The following is an 18,270-nucleotide window of genomic DNA, read 5'->3' on the forward strand; positions in this document are numbered from 1 at the left end:
GGAGTGCTCACTTGGCCGCCTCCGTCGTCGACACGTCCGTGTCCGGACCCGGAACCTCGGCGCCCATGGTGCCCATTCCGCCTGTTCCCTCGTGTAGTTCCGCCTTGCGCCGGCGCGACGGCAGCAGGCCCTCCGGCCGCAGCGCCATCATCAGCACCAGCACGCCGCCGAAGATCAGGATGCGGTAGTCCGCGAAGTCGCGGAACCGCTCCGGCAGCCAGCCGATCAGGAACGCGCCCAGGATCACGCCGGGCAGGTTGCCCGAGCCGCCCAGCACGACCGCGGCGAGGATCGTCGCGGACAGGATGAACGGGAACGTGTTGGGCTCGATGAACACGGCCTTGCCGGCGTAGATGCCGCCCGCCAGGCCACCGATCATCGCGCCGATCGCGAACGCCAGCAGCTTGAACTTGAACGTCGGCACGCCCATCAGCTCGGCCGCGTCCTCGTCCTCCCGGATCGCGGCCCACGCGCGGCCGACCCGGCTCTTCTGCAACCGCACCGAGAAGATGATGACCAGCACGATGGCGGCCACGATCAGGTAGTAGTACGGCGCGGGGTCGAGCAGGAACTTGGTGCCGAACACGGGCGGCGGGTGCGGGATGCCGGTGATGCCGCGCGCGCCGCCGATCTCGTCGGTGTTGTTCGCGGTGATCCGGACGATCTCGCCGAACCCGAGCGTCACGATCGCCAGGTAGTCACCGCGCAGCCGCAGGGTCGGCGCGCCGAGGATGACGCCCGAGACCGCCGCCAGGATGATGCCGAACGCGACCGTGGCCCAGTAGTTCCAGCCGAAGTGGGTCCCGTAGTAGGCGACCGAGTAACCGCCCATCGCGAAGAACGCGACGAACCCGAGGTCGAGCAGGCCCGCCTGGCCGACCACCACGTTCAGGCCGACCGCGAGCAGGATGTAGGTGCCGATCGGGTAGATCAGCACGGTCGTCCAGTCCGACTCGGGCGACATGAACGCGCCGATGCCGGGCGCGGGCAGGATCAAGGCGCCGACCACCAGGGCGATGTAGACCAGGTAGCGCTGCCAGACCTTGGCCTGCTCCCACCAGTCCCGCAGCCGGTCGACGCCGCGGCCGACGGCGTGGAAGCCGCCGCGCTTGGCCGGAGTCTCTTCCGTCGTCACTTCGTCGCCTTTCATGCCCGTGCCTTCTGGAGCGATTCGCCGAGGATGCCCGTCGGGCGGAACATCAGGACGATCACCAGGACGGTGAACGCGATGACGTCCTTCCACTGGGAACCGAGGAAGATCGCGCCCCAGTTCTCGATCAGACCGAGCACGATGCCGCCCATCAGGGCACCGCGCAGGTTGCCGATGCCGCCGAGCACCGCCGCGGTGAACGCCTTGATGCCGAGGACGAAACCGATCAGGTACGAGGTGTTCTCGATCTCCATGATGTAGAGCGAGCCGGCCACGCCGGCCATCGCGCCGCCGAGCAGGAACGTCACCCGCACGACGTTGTCGATGCTCACGCCCATCAGGACGGCGGCCTCGGGGTCCTGGGCGGTGGCCCGGATGCCGCGACCGATCCGCGTCTTGTTCACCAGCTGGTCCAGCCCGACCATCACCAGGATCGCCGCGACCACGACGATGACCTGGTCGAGCCGCACGTCCACGTTGCCGACCGTGAACAGCGTGTCACGGGCGACGAACCGGGGTGCCGACGCCTGGTTGCGACCGGGCTTGTCGATCAGGCCCTTGATCACCACCAGCCCGAACAGCTCCTGCAGGAACAGCGACGCGCCGATCGCGGAGATCAGGGCGGCGAGCCTGGTCGCGCCCCGCTTGCGCAGCGGCCGGTAGGCCACGGTTTCCAGGACGACCGCGGACGCGCCGGAGGCCGCCGCGGAGACCAGCATCAACAACAGCAGCACGCCGACCAGCGCGAACCCGGTGAACGGGGCGCTCGGGGCGATCGCCAGCAGCGTCACCAGGGACGCGAACGTGCCGATCATGAAGATCTCGGAGTGCGCGAAGTTGATCAGGCGCAGCACGCCGTAGACCATCGTGTAGCCCAAGGCGACCAGCGCGTAGATCGAGCCGATCACCAGTCCACCCACGGTGCTGGGTAGGAACTGGTTGAGGAAATCATCAAGCATGACAGGTTGCCTCACGAGACGGGGCGGGGGGAGAGAAAGTTCTTCGCCATAGGGGTGGGGAGCGGGAGCCGGCGACCCGTCGCCGACCTGCCCGCTCCCCAGCGCTGCCTAACTCGGTCCAACCGTCTCGGAGATCAGCTCCCAAGCTTCGCGGTCGCCGACGGGCCGAGCAGCTTGAGAACACCACCCTTGACCTGGTAGACGAAGATGGAGTTGTTCTCCGGCTCGCCGTTCGCCTTGAACTTGATCGGCTTGGAGACGCCCTCGAAGCTCACCGTGGACAGGAAGGTGTTGATGTCCTCGGAGGTCGTCTTGCCGGCCTGGATCGCCTTGATGTAGGCGGTCGCGGCGTCGTAGCCCTCGGTCGAGTAGATCGCCGGGTCGGAGCCCGCCGACTTCTTGTAGTTGTCGAAGAAGGTCTTCGAGGTGCCGGTGACGTCCGCGGAGGGGATGTTGCACGGGCAGGCGATGACCGCGCCCTCGGCCGCGGCGGGGCCGGCACCGCTGACCAGCTGCGCGTCGAGCGAGCCGTCACCGGAGGCGAAGATGGTCTTCACGTCGTTGTCGCGCAGCGCCTTGAGCAGCCGGCCGCCCTGGGCGTAGTAGCCGCCGAAGAAGATCACGTCCGGGTTGGCGGACTTGACCTTGCTGACCGTGGACGAGTAGTCCGACGCGTCCTTGGCGAACTTGTCGGTCTCGACCGTGACGCCCTTCTCCTTGAACGTCTTGCTCACCGCCTCCGCGAGGCCGACGCTGTACTCCTGGTCGTCGGACAGGACGAACGCCGTCTTGGGGCTCTTCGCGGTCACCAGGAACTCGGCGATGCGCGGACCCTGGTCGTTGTCGTTCGCGACGACGCGGTGCCAGTACTTCCAGCCGTTGCTGGCCAGGCCCGCGTTCGTGGCCGACGGCGAGATGCTGGGGATCTTGCTCTCCTCCAGCGTGCCGCCGATGGCCTTGGACTCGCCGGAGAAGGCCGGGCCGATCAGGGCGGCGATCTTGTCGCTGCCGACCGCGGTCGTGATCAGCGAGGTGGCCTGGTCGGGCTTGCCCTGGCTGTCGTACTTCTTCAGCTCGATCTTGACCTTGGGGTTCGTGGCGTTGTACTCGTCGATCGCCATCTTCGCGCCGTTGTAGGGCGGAATCACGATCCCGGAGTTCTCACCGGTGAGGTCACCCATGAACCCGATCTTGACCGTGGTGGCGTCGCCGCCAGATTCGCCGCCGCCACTAGTGCCGCCGGCGCAAGCCGCGAGCACCAGCGACGAAGCCGCCGCCAGCACCAGAACTCGGCCGAGTCGTGCTCCTGACACCGGAATACCTCCCATGACCAACCAGCCCGCCGGTAGGCGGCGCCCCCGCACGAGGGCTTGGGTTAGGGCAGGAACGTAGCTTCAGTTGTGTTCCGTGAACAGGTGGTCTTCCTGCTCTGTGTCCACATCGTGACGGTAGTCACCGGCAAATGCGCGCACGTTAACAGTCTTAAATCCAGCTCAAATAGCCACAGGTCACAGGGTCAATGCGCGCAGTGACCAACAATGGGCACGACTGTGTGTCCGATACCCGAACAGGGAACTCAGCCGAAGTTTTCGATGACCGCTTCGGCGACGGCCTTCATGGTGGTCCGCCGGTCCATGGCGGTGCGCTGCACCCAGCGGAAAGCCTCCGGCTCCGACAGACCCTGCTTGCTCATCAGCAGACCCTTGGCCCGCTCCACGACCTTGCGCGTCTCCAGGCGTTCGGTGAGGCCCGCGACCTCGTTCTCCAGCGCCTGCAACTCGGCGAACCGGCTCATCGCCAGTTCGATCGCGGGCACCAGGTCGCGCTTGGCGAACGGCTTCACCAGGTAGGCCATCGCGCCCGCGTCACGGGCCCGCTCCACCAGGTCGCGCTGGCTGAACGCGGTCAGGATGACGACCGGGGCGATCCGCTTGGCCGCGATCGCGCCCGCGGCCTCGATGCCGTCCACCTTCGGCATCTTGACGTCCATGATGACCAGGTCCGGCCGCAGCTGCTCGGCCAGCGTGACCGCCTCGTCGCCGTCGGCGGCCTGGCCGGCCACCTCGTAGCCCTCTTCGCGCAGCATCTCGACCAGGTCGAGGCGGATGAGGGCTTCGTCCTCGGCGACGAGCACGCGACGCGGCGCGGCTTGGCCCGCGGACTGGGCCTCGGCAGCCTGTTGGGTCACCGGGGTCCTCCTGACGGTCATCACTGGCGGCACTCGACGCGAACGCACCGGGTGAAAGGGCAGTCTACCGGCGCGGCCCGACCGCACCGCCTGGTCGGGCCGTGATCGCGACCACCGACCGCCGTTCGGGCAGCCGCCGGCCGCCGACCGGTCGAACGCGGTGCGCGATCACGGCCCACTCCGGCGGGACCCCTCCCGCCGGCCGGGACTACTTGACCGGCCGCGTCGGCGGCTCCCACCACCCCGTCACGCCCTCGGGCCACTCCACCGCGCCCAGCGCGTCCTCCTTCGCCGGGTCCGGCGGGTCGGTTTCGCGCAGGTAGAGGTCGTACCAGCCGGTGGTGAGCCCGAGCCCGCCCGCCGGGCTGGGCGTCTCGACGGCGTTCGGCAGCCCGAAGACCGGGTGCAGCAGGCGGTCGGCGACCGTGGGGACGCCGATGCTCGCGGGCCACTCCAGCCACCACTTGTCGGCCTGCGGCAGCGAGCGCAGCCACGGCGCGCCGGTGAACAGGTGGTAGCGGCGCAGCACGGCGCTGCCGAGCCCGGTCGGCCGCGCGAACTCGGCCAGGTGCTCGCGCTCGGCGGCGCTCAGCGGACCCTCGATCAACGGTCCGTGCAGGTCACGGCCCTTGAGGAGGGTGCGGACGTAGGTCATGCCGACGTCCCACGCGGCGTCGTCCACACCGGAGAGGACGACGCTCGCGTCCAGGTCGAGCAGGCGCAGCTCCACCGACCTCGGGTGCCGCTCGACGCGCAGCCCCGCGACACCGGCCACCCAGCGCTCCTCGTTGCGCGGCAGCATCTCGTAGAGCAGCGGGCCGAGAGCGTGCTCGGCGAGGTGCAGGCGGAGGGTGTCGGCGGGTTCGACGGCCTCGAACACGTGCGCCGGGCGCAGCATCGAGGCCGGCGGCTTGAGCTGGAGGTGGGCGGACGCGTCGGTCGCGCTCTGGAGGACGACGCACTCCAGCTTGCGCTGGTCGTCGGTGGGCGCGTCGGGCAGGAACAGCCCGCGCACGTCGGCCCGGTCGTCCAGGGCGTCGACCACGCGTTCGCGGCGGTCGTCGGGGAGGCTGTGCAGGACGTGCTTGACGGCCGGCGCGGCCTGGCTCAGGTTCTCGCCGGTGTAGGTCCGGCGGAGGTCGACCAGTTGTTCGGTCAACGACGAACGTGACATCGCGGTCCTCGCTCCCGCCGCCCGGCTCGGCGAACAAGGACGCGTACACGCGTCAACGGTTGAATGCGGTACTGCCCTGGTCGTGGTCAGGGGTGCCTACACCCTGCAGCGGATCACGCCACCCGGTTGCCGGGGAGTGGCTCCAGCCTCACGTCTGTCCACACACGCCGTGTTCGACGGTACCAGGCGTGGCCTCCGGCCCCCGATCCCATTGTCCCATCCGGGTACGACAGTCCTGGCCGGCCACGAGACTCGGCGACCGCTGGACGTGAGCCGGGCGGAACGGGTCGGCGCGACCGGCGGGTACGTGACCAGCGGGACCGCGACAGGCAGAACACGACCGGCAGGACCGGGACAGGCCAGGTGCGACGGCGGGGCTGGCAGGCAGGGCGCGAGGGCAGAACCGGACAGGCAGGACCGGCCTCGGCAGGCGCGGTGACGGCACCGGGCAGGCAGGACGAGGGCGAGCAGCGGTGGACAGGGCAGGAGCGAGGGCAGAACGAACCAGGCAGGACGAGGGCGAGCAGAACCGGACTGCGCGGGAGCGACGGCAGGGTCGAGGCTGGGCCGGCGGTGCGCGCGAGGCCCACTGTGGCCGGCTTCGACGCCCGTCCCTGCAAGACGCCGGGTCGGCGGGGTGCGCGCGGCTGGACGGCGGGGGGGTGGATCAGGTCGGGGGCACAGGCTGGGAAGGCCGGGGTTGGCGAGAGTGTCGCGAGGCGGAGCGGGCATCGGGGCGGGTTCGGGTGCGGGGAGTCGGTCGCGTGCGGGGAGTCGGTGAGGGCGGGGTTGGAGTTCCGCGTTTTGGCCGGGTGGCGTTCACGGGAGCGGCGAGGGCGTTCACAGTTGACGAATTTGATGTTCGCGGTGGCTCGGGCGCGCGTTCCGGGAGTGGGTTCGAGGGGTTTGCGGGGGCGCGTTCACAGGCACGGGCGGGCGGGGTTCGGGAGTTCTGGCGAAGAGTTCGGGGCGGGAGTTCGAGGGGCGATGGGTTCGAAGAGAACGGGGGTGTCTTCACCGGGCTCGCGGCGATCCGTTCGGCGGGCTGTTGCCCGACCTTCGACGTGAGCCGATCGCGGTTCCGGTGATCCACGTTTGCGCGTTGCGCAAGAAATCCGGCCGGTGGCATTCCGGCCGATACTTCGCCGAGCCGCGAACGTCCGCCACCTGATCCTGAGCCTCCTCTCAGCTCCGACGCCGAGAACTGTCAGCCCCCGATGCGACAATGGAACCGGGGGCCGGAGGCCACGCCCCACCCCCGAAAACCACCCCGCCGACAGCCCTCCCGCGACGCCCGCCGCCAGGCGTCCACGCGACTGCGGATCCCCGCAACGACAGCGAGGCCGGCGACGGACGACCGACGGCACCGCATGGCCGAACCACGCACCCGCGTGGCCGGGTCGGCGCCCCGGATGGCCGGGTCGCCGCGTCGGCGCGTCCGGGCTGCCGTACCGAGTGGTCGGGTCCCGCAGCGAGGTGAGGCTCCCGTATCGCGCGACCGGAGCCCGCGCCGGAGCGACCGGACACCTGTACCGCGCGGCCGAGCACTGCCCGGTCGACCGGGCACCTGTACCCGCACGACCAGGCACAACGCCGAGCGACTGGGCACCCCTACCGCACGGCCGAGCGCTGCGCCGAGGCGACTTGGGCACCCCTACCGCGCGGCCGTATCCCCCGCCGGGGTCGGGCTCACGTGCCGAGGTGGGCGGGTGCCGCGCCGGGAAGGTCCGGCTCCCGTGCCGGGGTGGCCCGACCCGGCACCGGACGGTCGGGGTTTCCCGGGCTGGGGCTCAGCACCAGCCTTGCCAGGCCCTCATTGCACCCGACCGCCCGCTGTCCCTAGCTTCGGCTCATGGCGAACGGCGCGGAGCGGTTGGTCGAGGTCCTGGGCGCACACGGCGTCGAGGTCGTGTTCGGGCTGCCAGGGGTGCACAACCTGCCGATCTGGGAAGCGCTGCGCGACTCGCCCATCCGCCTGGTCGGCGTCCGGCACGAGCAGACCGCCGGGTACGCCGCCGACGGGTACGCCCGCGCCACCGGCCGGCTCGGCGTCGCGATCGTCACCACCGGCCCCGGCGCGGCGAACTGCCTGGCGGCCACCGGCGAGGCGTTCGCGTCCGGCTCCCCCGTGCTGGTCATCGCCACCGACATCCCGTCGACCCTGCGCCGGCCCGGCGAGTTCCGGGGCGTGCTGCACGAGAGCCGCGACCAGCGCGCGATGTTCCTCCCGGTCGTGAAGGGCGGCTGGACGCTGCGCACCGCCGACTCCCTCGGCACCTACGCCGACAGCGCCGCCCTGCTCGCCACCACCGCGCCGCACGGGCCCGTCTACCTGGGGATTCCCGCCGACTTCCTCACCGCCGAGACCGGACCGTGGTCGCGGATCCCGACCGGCGCGCCGGCCGTGCCCGACCTCGTCGAGGCCGTGGACCTCGTCGGCCGCGCCGCGAACCCGCTGATCTGGGCGGGCGGCGGCGCACAGCGGGCCGGGGCGGGGCCGGCCGTGGGGGCGCTGGCGGACCGGCTGGACGCCCCCGTGGTCACCACCTACGGCGGGCGCGGGCTGGTGGACCACCCGCACGTCGTGCACGGGCCGGTGCACCTGCCCGAGGTGGGCGCGCTGTGGGACGAGGCCGACCTGGTGATCGGCATCGGCAGCGACTTCGACGGGATGATGACGCAGAACTGGCTCCAGCCGGCCCGTCCGCTGCTCAGCGTCAACCTCGACGCGAGCCGCAACTACCCGCCGACCGCCTCGCTGCGCGGTGACGCGCGGGTCGTCACCGAAGCGCTCGCGCGCGCCCTCCCCGGCCGGCCGGCGGGTCGGGCCGCCGGCCGGGTGGCGGAGTTGAACGCCGTGGTGCGCAAGGCGGTCCTGGCGGACGAACCCCGGGTCTTGCCGCTGCTGGACGCCCTGGAGGGCCGCCGCGTGGTCGCCGACATGTGCGTGGCGGGCTACTGGGTCGGCGGGTTCCAGCGGGTGACGCGGCCGCGCGGGCTGGCCTACCCGGTGGGCTGGGGCACGCTGGGGTTCGGGTTCCCGGCCGCGCTCGGGGCGGCGGTGGCGGGCCGGGTGGTGGCGGTGTGCGGGGACGGCGGGTTCCTGTTCGCGTGCGGCGACCTGGCCACCGCGCGCCAGGAGGACCTGCCGGTGACCGTCGTGCTGGTGGACGACGGCGGGTACGGGATGCTGCGGTACGACCAGGTCGCGGCCGGCCGGCCGACGCACGGCGTGGACCTGCGCACACCGGATTTCGTCGCGCTCGCACGGAGTTTCGGGGTCGAGGCGTCCGAAGTGGACGGATTCGACGGCGACTTCCCCGATCTCCTGGCCGAGTTCGCCGCGCAGGACGGGCCCAACGTGATCGTGGTGCGCGCCGCGTTGAAGCCCCCGGTGAACACCTCGCCGCGCTGGTACCGTAGGGTTCGAACATGAGTTCGACTAGAGAGTGGCCGACCGCGGCGGCGGACGACGAGCTGCGGCTGCTGACGGACTTCCTGACCTTCCTGCGCCTCACCGCGGTGTCGAAGGTCGACGGGCTGGGCTTCGACCAGGCATCGGCCGCCCCGATCGCGACCTCCCCGGTGGTGAGCGCGCTGGGCGTGCTCCGGCACCTCACCGCGGTGGAGCGCTGGTGGCTGTCCATCGAGGCGGGCGGTGTCGAACTGCCCTCGCTGTGGGGGGCGGACGCCGACGCGTCGTGGCAGCTGCACGACGGCGACACCGTCGAGTCGGTGATCGCGGAGTACCGGGCCGAGTGGGAGCTGTCGGCCGAGGCGCTGGCCGGCCTGCGCCCGGACGACCGCACCCGCGGCGACTACCAGGACAACGGCCGCACGGTGCGCTGGGTGCTCACCCACCTGATCCAGGAGACCGGCCGGCACGTCGGCCACCTCGACCTCCTGCGCGAGCTGGCGGACGGCACCAAGGGCGAGTAGGTCACGCCCTGGCCAGGTGCTCGCCGGAGACCTGGTCGCACGCGGAACCCAACGCCGCCAACGCGTCCCGCAGGAGCGGGTTCGCGTTGGCGGTCCGGTGCACCGCGAACACGGTGCGCCGCAGCGGTTTGCCGCGCAGCGGCCGGCCGACCACCCCCGAGGTGGGCTCGAAACCCAGCGCGGGCACCATGGCCACGCCGACCCCGGCCCGGACCAACCCGCGCACCACGCCGTAGTCGTTGCTGCGGAACGAGATTCGCGGGGTGAACCCGTGGGCCGCGCACAGCCGCACCACGCACGTCGCGCCGGCCGTGCCGTCACGGCTGGAGATCCACCGCTCCTCGCGCAGCTCCTCCACGCGCACCTGCGCGCGGCTCGCCGGGTGGCCCTCGGGCAGCACGATCAGCAGCGCCTCGGCCAGCAGCGGCGACGCGGTCAGCTCCGCCGGCCACGTGCGCGGCACCAGGTCGTAGGCGTAGACCAGGGCTAGGTCCAAGGCGCCGGCGAGCACCTGCGGCAGCAGGTCGTCCGGCTCGCCCTCGTCCAGCTGGATCTCCGCGTCCGGCCGTTCGGCGGCCAGCCGCGCCACGGCGTGCGGGACGACCCGCGCGGACGCGGTGGGGAACGTGCCCAGCCGCACCCGGCCGCGCCTGCCGCCGACCAGGCCCGCGATCTCGTCCTCGAACCCGTCCAGCGCGGCCAGCAGCTCCGCGCCGCGCTCGGCGATGAACAGCGCGGCCGACGACGGCCGGGTGCTGTGCGCCTCGCGCTCGAACAGGTTCGTCCCGACCGCCCGCTCGAACGCCGACACCTGCTGGGACACCGCCGACGCGGTGTAGCCCAGGGCACGCGCCGCGCCGGCGAACGAGCCGGTCCGCACGACTTCCACCAGCGTGCGCAGGTGCACCGGGTTGAGCACCAGCCCAGCTTATGCTCGACGCAGCGAGGTTTCACCCTCCGGGGGCTTGGCACCCCTCGCCGGGCACACCAGGGTTGGGGTTCATGACCTACGTGTCCACGAATCCGGCCGACCTCAACGACGTCGTCGCGCGTGTCGACCTCGTCGGCGCCGAGGAGTTCGCCGACGCCGCACGTCTCGCCCGGCGGGCCCAGCGGGAGTGGGCCGCGGTGCCCGCCCCGGTGCGCGGGCAGGTGGTCGCCAACATCGGCCGGCTGGTCGAGGCCAACGCCGAGGCGCTGGCCCGGATCGTGACCAGGGAGATCGGCAAGCCGCTGGCCGAGGCGCGCGGCGAGGTCCAGGAGATCGTCGACACCTGCGCGTTCTTCGTCGGCGAGGGCCGGCGGCTGTACGGGCAGACGGTGCCCTCGGAGATGCCGGACAAGCAGCTGTTCACCTTCCGCAACCCGGTGGGCGTGACCGCGTTCATCACCGCCGGCAACTTCCCGGTGGCCGTGCCCTCCTGGTACGTCGTGCCCGCGCTGCTGTGCGGGAACACGGTGGTGTGGAAGCCGGCCGAGTACTCCGCCGCGTCCGCGCGGGCGTTCTACGACATCTTCACCTCCGCCGGGCTGCCCGAGGGCGTGCTGAACATCGTGTTCGCGGAGGGGTCGCAGACCTACCGGGGGCTGGAGCTGGCGCTGGAGCGCGGGCTGGTGGACAAGGTCGGGTTCACCGGGTCGTCCGAGGTGGGCGCGCTGATCGGCGAGCTGTGCGGGCGGCACCTCCAGTCGCCGTGCCTGGAGCTGGGCGGCAAGAACCCCATGGTGGTCACCGAGGACGCCGACCTCGACCTGGCCGTGCAGGGCGCGCTGTTCTCCGGGTTCGGCACCGGTGGGCAGCGCTGCACGTCGCTGGGCACGGCGATCGTGCACGAGTCGGTGCACGACGAGTTCCTGCGCCGGTTCGCCGAGGCGACCGAGAACGCCGTGGTGGGCGACCCGTTCGGCGACGTGCTCTACGGGCCGATGCTGGACGGGAAGTTCGCGGTGGGCTTCGAGAAGTACCTGGGCTGGATCCGCGACCACCACACCGTGCACGGCTCGACCGGCGTCGGCCGGATCACCGAGTCCAACCCCCGCAAGGGTTTCCTGGGCGACCCGGACGGCGGCCTGTTCTACCACCCGGTGATCGTGGCGGGCGTGCGGCCCGACGACGAGGTGTTCCGGCACGAGACGTTCGGGCCGCTGGTCGGCGTGACCTCCTACCGCGACCTGGCCGAGGCGGTGGAGCTGGCGAACCTGCCCGGCTACGGGCTGTCCAGCGCCATCTACACCACCGACCCGGCCAAGGTGTTCGCGTTCCGGTCCGGGATCGGCGCGGGCATGGTGAGCGTCAACAACTCGACGTCAGGCGCGGAGGCGCACCTGCCCTTCGGCGGGAACGGCAAGTCCGGCAACGGTTCCCGGCAGTCCGGGGTGTGGGTGCTCGACCAGTTCACCCGCTGGCAGTCGGTGAACTGGGACTTCTCCGGCGCGTTGCAGAAGGCGCAGATGGACACCCCGGCCGTCGAGGCGGACCTCGACTTCCGGCTGGGCGGGTGACGATGTCGTCCGACGTGCTCAACCTGATGGACGAGTGGGGCCCGGAGAAGGTGGTGGCCGTCTCCGACCGGCGCTCGGGCATGAAAGGCGTGCTGGTCATCGACAACACCGCGCGCGGGATGGGCAAGGGCGGCACCCGGATGTCGCCGACCGTCACCGTCGCCGAGGTGGCCCGGCTGGCCCGGGTGATGACCTGGAAGTGGGCCGGGGTCGACCTGTTCTTCGGCGGCGCCAAGGCCGGGATCGTGTTTGACCCGGCCTCGCCGGACAAGGAGCGGGCGCTGCGCGCGTTCGCCCGCGCGCTGGCCAACGAGGTGCCCCGGGAGTACGTGCTGGGCCTGGACATGGGGTTGACCGAGCGGGACGCCGCCGTGGTGCAGGACGAACTGGGCGACCGGGGCGCGATGATGGGCGCGCCGGCCGCGTTGGGCGGGCTGCCCTACGACGAGCTGGGCGTGACCGGGTTCGGGGTCGCCGAGGTGGCCGACGAGCTGATGTCGTTGCGCGGCAGGCGGGTCGCCGTGCAGGGGTTCGGCGCGGTGGGCGCGGCGGCCGTGCGGCGGTTCGCCGAGCTGGGCGCGCAGGTCGTCGCGGTGTCGTCGGTGCGCGGCGCGGTGCTCGACCCGGACGGGTTGGACGTGGCGAAGTTGTTGGCGCTGCGGGCTTCCCTGGGCGACGACGCGGTGGTCGAGTACGGGCCGGTGCACCCGCTGGGCGCGGAACTGCTGGCACCGTGCGACGTCCTGGTGCCGGCCGCCGTCCAGGACGTGGTGGACGCCGACCTCGCCGGGCGGCTGGACGTGAAGCTGGTGGTGGAGGGCGCGAACCTGCCGACCAGCGCCGGGGCGCAGGAGGTGCTGGCGGCGCGCGGGATCACCGTGGTGCCGGACTTCATCGCGAACGCGGGCGGGGTGGTCGCGGCGGCGTACGGGATGGACGCGCGCTACTCGCCGTTCCCGGTGGACCCGGCCGTGGTGCTGGACGCGGTCTCGCACAAGCTGCGGGCGAACGCCGCGTTCGTCGTGGCCGAGAGCGCCGAGCGCGGCGCGACGACGCACGACACCGCGCGGTCCGTCGCGCAGGAGCGGGTGCTGGCGGCGATGCGGCTCAAGGGCCGCGCCGCGTGAGTGCGCTCGACGGCGTGGTCGTCGCCGACTTCGGGCGGGTGCTCGCCGCCCCGTACGCCACGATGGTGCTGGCGGACCTGGGCGCGGAGGTGGTGAAGGTCGAGCACCCGCGCGGCGACGAGACCCGGACGTGGGGTCCGCCGCACGCGCACGGCCACGCCACGTACTTCCTGTCGGTCAACCGGAACAAGCAGTCCCGGACCATCGACCTGGCCACGGCGCGGGGCCGGGCGGCGGCCCGTGACCTGGTGCTGGGCGCGGACGTGCTGGTGGAGAACTTCCGGCCGGGCACGATGGCGCGGTTCGGCCTGGACTACGACTCGCTGCGGGAAGTCCACGAAGGACTCGTCTACTGCTCGGTTACCGGGTTCGGCGCGGGCCCGGGTGCCGCGCTGCCCGGCTACGACCTGCTGGTGCAGGCGGTGGGCGGGTTGATGAGCGTGACCGGCGGGGACGAGCCGACGAAGGTGGGCGTGGCGCTGGTCGACGTGCTGACCGGGGTGCACGCCGCCGTCGGGATCCTGGCCGCGCTGCGGCACCGGGACCGGACGGGGCTGGGCCAACTGGTCGAGGTCGACCTGCTGACGGTCCTGCTGTCGAGCATGGTGAACCAGAGCGCGGGCTACACGCTCGCGGGCGTGGTGCCCGGCCGGCTGGGCAACCGGCACCCGTCGATCGCGCCGTACGAGGTGTTCCCGACCGCCGACGCGCCGATGGTGCTCGCGGTCGGGAACGACCGGCAGTTCGCCCGGCTGTGCGGCGCGTTGGACGTGCCGCCGGACACCAGGTTCACGACCAACGCGCAGCGCGTCGCCCACGTGGGTGCGCTGTTCGACCTGCTCGCCGCGCGGCTGCGCACCCGGCCGGCCGCCGAGTGGTTCGCCCTGCTCACGCCGCTGGGCGTGCCGTGCGGGCCGGTCAACGACCTGGCCGGCGCGTTCGACCTGGCCGAGTCGCTGGGCCTGGCCCCGACCGCCGAGGTGGGCGGGCTGCGCCTGCCCGCCAACCCGATCCGCCTGTCCGCCACCCCGGCCACCTACCGGCTGCCGCCGCCGAACCAGGAGTAGCACCGTGGACCCGTTGGAACTGCTGGACATCCCGTCGTCGCTCGGCGAGGAGGAGCGCGACATCCGGTCCACCGTGGCGCGCTACCTCGCCGACCGCGTCCGGCCGCACGTCGCGCGGTGGTTCGAGGCCGGCGCGCTGCCCCGGGAGATCGCCCGGGAACTGGGCGGGCTCGGGGTGCTCGGGATGCACCTGGAGGGCTACGGCTGCGCGGGCGCGAGCGCCACCGCGTACGGGTTGGCGTGCCTGGAGTTGGAGGCGGTGGACAGCGGGATCCGCAGTTTCGTGTCCGTGCAGGGGTCGCTGTCGATGTTCTCCATCCACCGGTACGGCTCCGAGGAGCAGAAGCGGGAGTGGTTGCCGCGCCTGGCCTCCGGCGAGGCGGTGGGCTGCTTCGGCCTGACCGAGCCGGATTTCGGCAGCAACCCGTCCGGGATGCGCACGCGGGCCGTGCGGCGGGGCGGCGACTGGGTGCTGGACGGCACCAAGATGTGGATCACCAACGGGAGTTGGGCGGACGTCGCCACGGTGTGGGCGACCACCGACGAGGGCGTGCGCGGGTTCCTGGTCCCGCGCGGCACGCCCGGGTTCACCGCGCGGGACATCACCGGCAAGCTGTCGATGCGGGCCTCGGTCACCTCCGAACTGGTGCTGGAGGGCGTGCGCCTGCCCGAAAGCGCCCGGCTGCCCGGCGCGCGGAGCCTGGGCGCGCCGCTGTCGTGCCTCGACGAGGCCAGGTTCGGCATCGTGTTCGGCGCGGTCGGCGCGGCGCTGGACTCCTACCGGGCGGCGGCGGACTACGCGGGCACGCGCGTGCAGTTCGACCGGCCGATCGCCGCGTTCCAGCTCACCCAGCGCAAGCTCGCGGGCATGGCGCTCGCGATCGGCAACAGCGCGCTGCTCGCGCTGCACCTGGCGCGGCTGAAGGAGGCCGGGCGGCTCAAGCCCGCGCAGATCAGCGCGGGCAAGCTGAACAACGTGGAAGCGGCCATCGCGGTCGCCCGGGAAGCCCGGACCCTCCTCGGCGCGAACGGCATCACGTCGGCGTACTCGCCGCTGCGGCACGCCAACAACCTGGAGTCGGTCCTGACCTACGAGGGCACGTCCGAGATCCACGCGCTCGCGCTGGGGCACGCGTTGACCGGAATTCCCGCGTACCGGTGAATCCCGACTCCCGGCCGTAGCGTGTCGGGCACGCTGAGCTACACACTGCTGGTTGGATGCCCCGGACTTTCGAGGAGGCTCCAACTGATGGCCAAGCGTTTGCCGGGCGCGGCGCTCGTCGCCGTGCTCGTCCTGACCGTGTTCGCGACACCCGCGCACGCCGTGGCGGTGGACTTCACCGGGATCGTGGCCCTGAACAACTGCTCGGGCTCGGTGGTCCGGACGCCCACGGCGAAGTCGACGGAGAAGGCGCTGGTGCTGACCAACGGGCACTGCGTGAAGCTGATGGCCGACCGGGAGGTGCTGGTGGACCAGCCGGCCACCCGCACGTTCACCCTGCTCAACCGCGCCGGCAACGCGACGTTGGGCACGTTGCGCGCGGAACGCCTGATGTACGCGACGATGACCGGAACGGACGCCGCCCTGTACCGGACCACCGCCACCTACGCGCAGGTCGAGGGCATGGGCTCCCGGGCCCTGGAACTCTCGCCGCAGCACCCGTCCGTCGGCATCGACATCCGCGTCGTCTCGGGCTACTGGAAGAAGATCTACTCGTGCCGCGCCGAGGCGTACGTGCTGATGCTGCGCGAGGCGCAGTGGACGTGGCACGACTCGATGCGCTACACGAAGCCGTGCGACACCATCGGCGGCACCTCGGGCTCGCCGGTCGTGGACGTGGCGAGCGGGAAGGTCGTGGGGGTCAACAACACCGGCAACGAGGACGGTGCCCGGTGCACCATGAACAACCCGTGCGAGGTGGACGAATCGGGACAGATCACGGTGCGGCGCGGGATCGGGTACGGGCAGCAGACCTACCAGATCGTGCCGTGCCTGCCGGGTGACGGGCGGCTGGAGCTGGTCGCCCCCGGTTGCGGGCTGCCACGGCCCTAGCGCGTGATTCAAGGGTGAGGTGACCGGCGGCGTGTCGGCGGCCGGGACGTGGCGAGGTCTCCGGCAGGTGGGTTGGCGAACCAGGCGAACCCGCGCTACCGGAGACCTCGTGGCCGGCGCGGCGGCAGGGCGGGCCAGCCTGGCCGACGCGCGATGGGCGGTGCCGCAACCGTTGCCGCCTGTCGGCGTCGAGCCGGGCTGTCGGCCGAAGTGGAGCGGACGGCGCTGCCGCCGAGTCGAGTGCGGCATCGACCTGCTCACACAGCACCGGGCGGTGGCCACCCGCCACGACGGACTCCCCGTCCGCCGCCAGGCCACGTCGCCGCCGTCAACCTCCGGCTGACCCCACATCTGAAACACGCGCCGGCGGTCGGCGGCCGGCGCGGGGCAGCGCGCCGGTCGGCACCCGATCGGCCATCTAGGCTGGTGGCATGACCGAACCGTGGGGCGACACCGACCGGATCCGGCGCGTGCTGGCCGACTGCGAGACGTGGGCCGTGGTCGGCCTGGCCGACCACCCGCACCGCCCCGCGTACGGCGTGGCCCGCTTCCTCCAGCAGCACGGCAAGCGGATCGTGCCGGTGCACCCGGACGCGCCGACCGTGCTGGGCGAGCAGGGCTACGCCACGCTGGCCGACATCCCGTTCCCGGTCGACTGCGTGGACGTGTTCCGCCGCTCCGAGGCCGCCGGGCAGTTCGCCGACGAGGCCGCGGCGATCGGCGCGAAGGCGGTCTGGTTCCAGCTCGACGTCGTCGACGAGCGGGCCTACGAACGCGCGACCGCCGCCGGCCTGGACATGGTGATGGACCGCTGCCCGGCCATCGAGTGGGCCGCTAACGGGCCCCGCGCCGCGCGGTGACCTCGATCTCGATCTTCATCCGGGGGTCGGCCAGGCCGCACACCAGCATCGTGGCGGCGGGCCGGAACTCGCCGAACGCCGCGCGCAGCGCGGGCCAGCACGGCTCGAAGTCGGCCGGGTCGGGCACGTAGTAGGTGACCCGCAGCACGTCGGCGAACGTGCAGTCCGCCTCGGCCAGGGCCGCGCCGATGTTCGCCAGGCACTGCTCGACCTGCGCCACCACGTCGTCGGAGATGGACATGGTCGAGTAGTCGAACCCGGTGGTCCCGGACACGTGCACCCAGTCGCCGTCCACGACGGCCCGCGCGTACCCGACCTGCTCTTCGAACGTGGAACCCGACAGGATCGCTCGCCTCATAGCCGCACCATATCCGCCCCGCCGATAGCCGGCGGATAGATCCGCTCGCTAACCTGCCGACATGCCAGCAGTCGCCGTCAACGGCATCAACCTCAGCTACCACGTCGAAGGCGACGGCGACCTCGTCGTGCTCGTCATGGGCACCGGCAGCCCCGGCCGGGTGTGGCACCCGCACCAGGTGCCTGCCCTGCGCGCGGCGGGCTTCCGGGTCGCGACCCTCGACAACCGGGGCATCGCGCCCACCGACGAGTGCGCGTCCGGGATGGTGATCGAGGACCTGGTGGGCGACACCGCCGGGCTCATCGAGCACCTCGGCGGCGGGCCCGCCCACGTGGTCGGCACGTCGATGGGCGCGCGGGTGGCCCAAGAACTGGCGCTGGCCCGGCCGGACCTGGTGGACCGCGCCGTGCTGCTGGCCACCGCCGGGCGCAACGACCCGGTGCAGAACGCCCTGTCGCAGGGCGAACGGGCGTTGCACGACAAGGGGATCACGCTGCCCGGCCGCTACTACGCGGCGGTCAACGCGGTGCTCAACCTGTCGCCGGCGACCATGCGCGACCGGGTCGCGGTCAGCGACTGGCTGGACGTGTTCGAGTTCAGCGGCTCGGCGGTCGGCCCCGGCGTGCGGGCCCAGATGGACATGAACGAGTTCGAGGACCGGCTGGACGCCTACCGCGCGATCACCCGGCCGTGCCTGGTGGTGGGGTTCGCCGACGACCGGGTGCTGCCGCCGCACCTGGCCCGCGAGGTGGCCGACGTCATCCCCGGCGCGCGGTACGCGGAGGTCGCCGACGCCGGCCACTACGGCTTCCTGGAGCAGCCGGCCGAGGTGAACCGGCTGCTGGTGGAGTTCCTCAAGGGCTGACGGCCGGCCCCCGGGCGCGGTGGGGGCC

Annotated in this window: 16 protein-coding genes; 9 read left to right on the forward strand and 7 right to left on the reverse strand. The window is 72.1% G+C overall.

Going from position 1 to position 18,270, the window contains the following annotated elements; genetic code table 11:
* Positions 1–7: 7 nt before the first annotated feature.
* From AC0HI0_RS24400 to AC0HI0_RS24420, 5 genes are all read right to left on the reverse strand, one after another.
* Positions 8–1,150, reverse strand: a complete 1,143-nt coding sequence (locus AC0HI0_RS24400) for a branched-chain amino acid ABC transporter permease (RefSeq protein ID WP_480925822.1) — start codon at positions 1,148–1,150, stop codon at positions 8–10.
* The gene (locus AC0HI0_RS24405; protein ID WP_480925823.1) at positions 1,147–2,109 is read right to left on the reverse strand and encodes a branched-chain amino acid ABC transporter permease; all 963 of its coding nucleotides are present in this window, start codon (positions 2,107–2,109) and stop codon (positions 1,147–1,149) included. Before AC0HI0_RS24405 ends, AC0HI0_RS24400 begins: the two co-directional genes overlap by 4 nt.
* A gap of 134 nt (positions 2,110–2,243) precedes the next feature.
* Positions 2,244–3,437 (reverse strand): branched-chain amino acid ABC transporter substrate-binding protein, encoded by a 1,194-nt coding sequence (locus AC0HI0_RS24410; RefSeq protein ID WP_480925824.1) that lies wholly within the window; start codon positions 3,435–3,437, stop codon positions 2,244–2,246.
* Positions 3,438–3,685: 248 nt separating this feature from the next.
* Complete coding sequence (locus tag AC0HI0_RS24415; protein WP_480925825.1) at positions 3,686–4,297, reverse strand: ANTAR domain-containing response regulator; 612 nt, start codon at positions 4,295–4,297, stop codon at positions 3,686–3,688.
* A 208-nt stretch (positions 4,298–4,505) separates the two neighbouring features.
* Positions 4,506–5,471 (reverse strand): hypothetical protein, encoded by a 966-nt coding sequence (locus AC0HI0_RS24420; protein ID WP_480925826.1) that lies wholly within the window; start codon positions 5,469–5,471, stop codon positions 4,506–4,508.
* Positions 5,472–7,323: 1,852 nt separating this feature from the next.
* On the opposite strand from AC0HI0_RS24420, the gene AC0HI0_RS24425 reads away from it, so the two are divergent.
* Complete coding sequence (locus AC0HI0_RS24425) at positions 7,324–8,907, forward strand: thiamine pyrophosphate-binding protein (protein ID WP_480925827.1); 1,584 nt, start codon at positions 7,324–7,326, stop codon at positions 8,905–8,907.
* Positions 8,904–9,410 (forward strand): DinB family protein, encoded by a 507-nt coding sequence (locus tag AC0HI0_RS24430; protein WP_480925828.1) that lies wholly within the window; start codon positions 8,904–8,906, stop codon positions 9,408–9,410. The genes AC0HI0_RS24425 and AC0HI0_RS24430 overlap by 4 nt, the downstream gene beginning before the upstream one ends.
* A gap of 1 nt (position 9,411) precedes the next feature.
* On the opposite strand, the gene AC0HI0_RS24435 is transcribed toward AC0HI0_RS24430, so the two are convergent.
* The gene (locus tag AC0HI0_RS24435) at positions 9,412–10,329 is read right to left on the reverse strand and encodes a LysR family transcriptional regulator (RefSeq protein WP_480925829.1); all 918 of its coding nucleotides are present in this window, start codon (positions 10,327–10,329) and stop codon (positions 9,412–9,414) included.
* A gap of 83 nt (positions 10,330–10,412) precedes the next feature.
* Here AC0HI0_RS24435 and AC0HI0_RS24440 point away from each other — a divergent pair, with 83 nt between their 5' ends.
* The 6 genes from AC0HI0_RS24440 (at position 10,413) to AC0HI0_RS24465 (ending at position 17,019) form a co-directional block, all read left to right on the forward strand.
* A complete protein-coding gene (locus AC0HI0_RS24440) occupies positions 10,413–11,912 on the forward strand; it encodes an aldehyde dehydrogenase family protein (RefSeq protein WP_480925830.1) in 1,500 nt (499 codons plus the stop codon).
* Positions 11,913–11,914: 2 nt separating this feature from the next.
* Positions 11,915–13,039, forward strand: a complete 1,125-nt coding sequence (locus AC0HI0_RS24445; protein WP_480934375.1) for a Glu/Leu/Phe/Val family dehydrogenase — start codon at positions 11,915–11,917, stop codon at positions 13,037–13,039.
* A complete protein-coding gene (locus tag AC0HI0_RS24450; RefSeq protein WP_480925831.1) occupies positions 13,036–14,106 on the forward strand; it encodes a CaiB/BaiF CoA transferase family protein in 1,071 nt (356 codons plus the stop codon). The genes AC0HI0_RS24445 and AC0HI0_RS24450 overlap by 4 nt, the downstream gene beginning before the upstream one ends.
* A 4-nt stretch (positions 14,107–14,110) precedes the next feature.
* Entirely contained in the window at positions 14,111–15,268 is a 1,158-nt protein-coding gene (locus AC0HI0_RS24455) for an acyl-CoA dehydrogenase family protein (protein ID WP_480925832.1), read from the forward strand.
* A gap of 87 nt (positions 15,269–15,355) precedes the next feature.
* A complete protein-coding gene (locus AC0HI0_RS24460; RefSeq protein ID WP_480925833.1) occupies positions 15,356–16,159 on the forward strand; it encodes a S1 family peptidase in 804 nt (267 codons plus the stop codon).
* 431 nt (positions 16,160–16,590) lie between these two features.
* A complete protein-coding gene (locus AC0HI0_RS24465; RefSeq protein ID WP_480925834.1) occupies positions 16,591–17,019 on the forward strand; it encodes a CoA-binding protein in 429 nt (142 codons plus the stop codon).
* On the opposite strand, the gene AC0HI0_RS24470 is transcribed toward AC0HI0_RS24465, so the two are convergent.
* Positions 16,994–17,377: a RidA family protein gene (locus AC0HI0_RS24470; RefSeq protein WP_480925835.1), complete on the reverse strand. Its 384-nt coding sequence runs from the start codon at positions 17,375–17,377 to the stop codon at positions 16,994–16,996. The two genes, AC0HI0_RS24465 and AC0HI0_RS24470, sit on opposite strands and share 26 nt — an antisense overlap.
* A gap of 61 nt (positions 17,378–17,438) precedes the next feature.
* Between AC0HI0_RS24470 and AC0HI0_RS24475 the strand changes: the two genes are divergently transcribed.
* Complete coding sequence (locus tag AC0HI0_RS24475) at positions 17,439–18,242, forward strand: alpha/beta fold hydrolase (protein WP_480925836.1); 804 nt, start codon at positions 17,439–17,441, stop codon at positions 18,240–18,242.
* Positions 18,243–18,270 lie beyond the last annotated feature (28 nt).

The organism is Saccharothrix sp. NBAS 001, assembly GCF_056640475.1.

What these genes read in the sequence shown, in the direction of transcription:
- AC0HI0_RS24445 (WP_480934375.1), top strand. Translation starts at nt 11,915, where the DNA reads ATGTCGTCCGACGTGCTCAACCTGATGGACGAGTGGGGCCCGGAGAAG.
- AC0HI0_RS24420 (WP_480925826.1), bottom strand. Translation starts at nt 5,471, where the DNA reads ATGTCACGTTCGTCGTTGACCGAACAACTGGTCGACCTCCGCCGGACC.
- AC0HI0_RS24470 (WP_480925835.1), bottom strand. Translation starts at nt 17,377, where the DNA reads ATGAGGCGAGCGATCCTGTCGGGTTCCACGTTCGAAGAGCAGGTCGGG.
- AC0HI0_RS24405 (WP_480925823.1), bottom strand. Translation starts at nt 2,109, where the DNA reads ATGCTTGATGATTTCCTCAACCAGTTCCTACCCAGCACCGTGGGTGGA.
- AC0HI0_RS24475 (WP_480925836.1), top strand. Translation starts at nt 17,439, where the DNA reads ATGCCAGCAGTCGCCGTCAACGGCATCAACCTCAGCTACCACGTCGAA.
- AC0HI0_RS24410 (WP_480925824.1), bottom strand. Translation starts at nt 3,437, where the DNA reads ATGGGAGGTATTCCGGTGTCAGGAGCACGACTCGGCCGAGTTCTGGTG.
- AC0HI0_RS24460 (WP_480925833.1), top strand. Translation starts at nt 15,356, where the DNA reads ATGGCCAAGCGTTTGCCGGGCGCGGCGCTCGTCGCCGTGCTCGTCCTG.
- AC0HI0_RS24465 (WP_480925834.1), top strand. Translation starts at nt 16,591, where the DNA reads ATGACCGAACCGTGGGGCGACACCGACCGGATCCGGCGCGTGCTGGCC.
- AC0HI0_RS24440 (WP_480925830.1), top strand. Translation starts at nt 10,413, where the DNA reads ATGACCTACGTGTCCACGAATCCGGCCGACCTCAACGACGTCGTCGCG.
- AC0HI0_RS24430 (WP_480925828.1), top strand. Translation starts at nt 8,904, where the DNA reads ATGAGTTCGACTAGAGAGTGGCCGACCGCGGCGGCGGACGACGAGCTG.
- AC0HI0_RS24400 (WP_480925822.1), bottom strand. Translation starts at nt 1,150, where the DNA reads ATGAAAGGCGACGAAGTGACGACGGAAGAGACTCCGGCCAAGCGCGGC.
- AC0HI0_RS24425 (WP_480925827.1), top strand. Translation starts at nt 7,324, where the DNA reads ATGGCGAACGGCGCGGAGCGGTTGGTCGAGGTCCTGGGCGCACACGGC.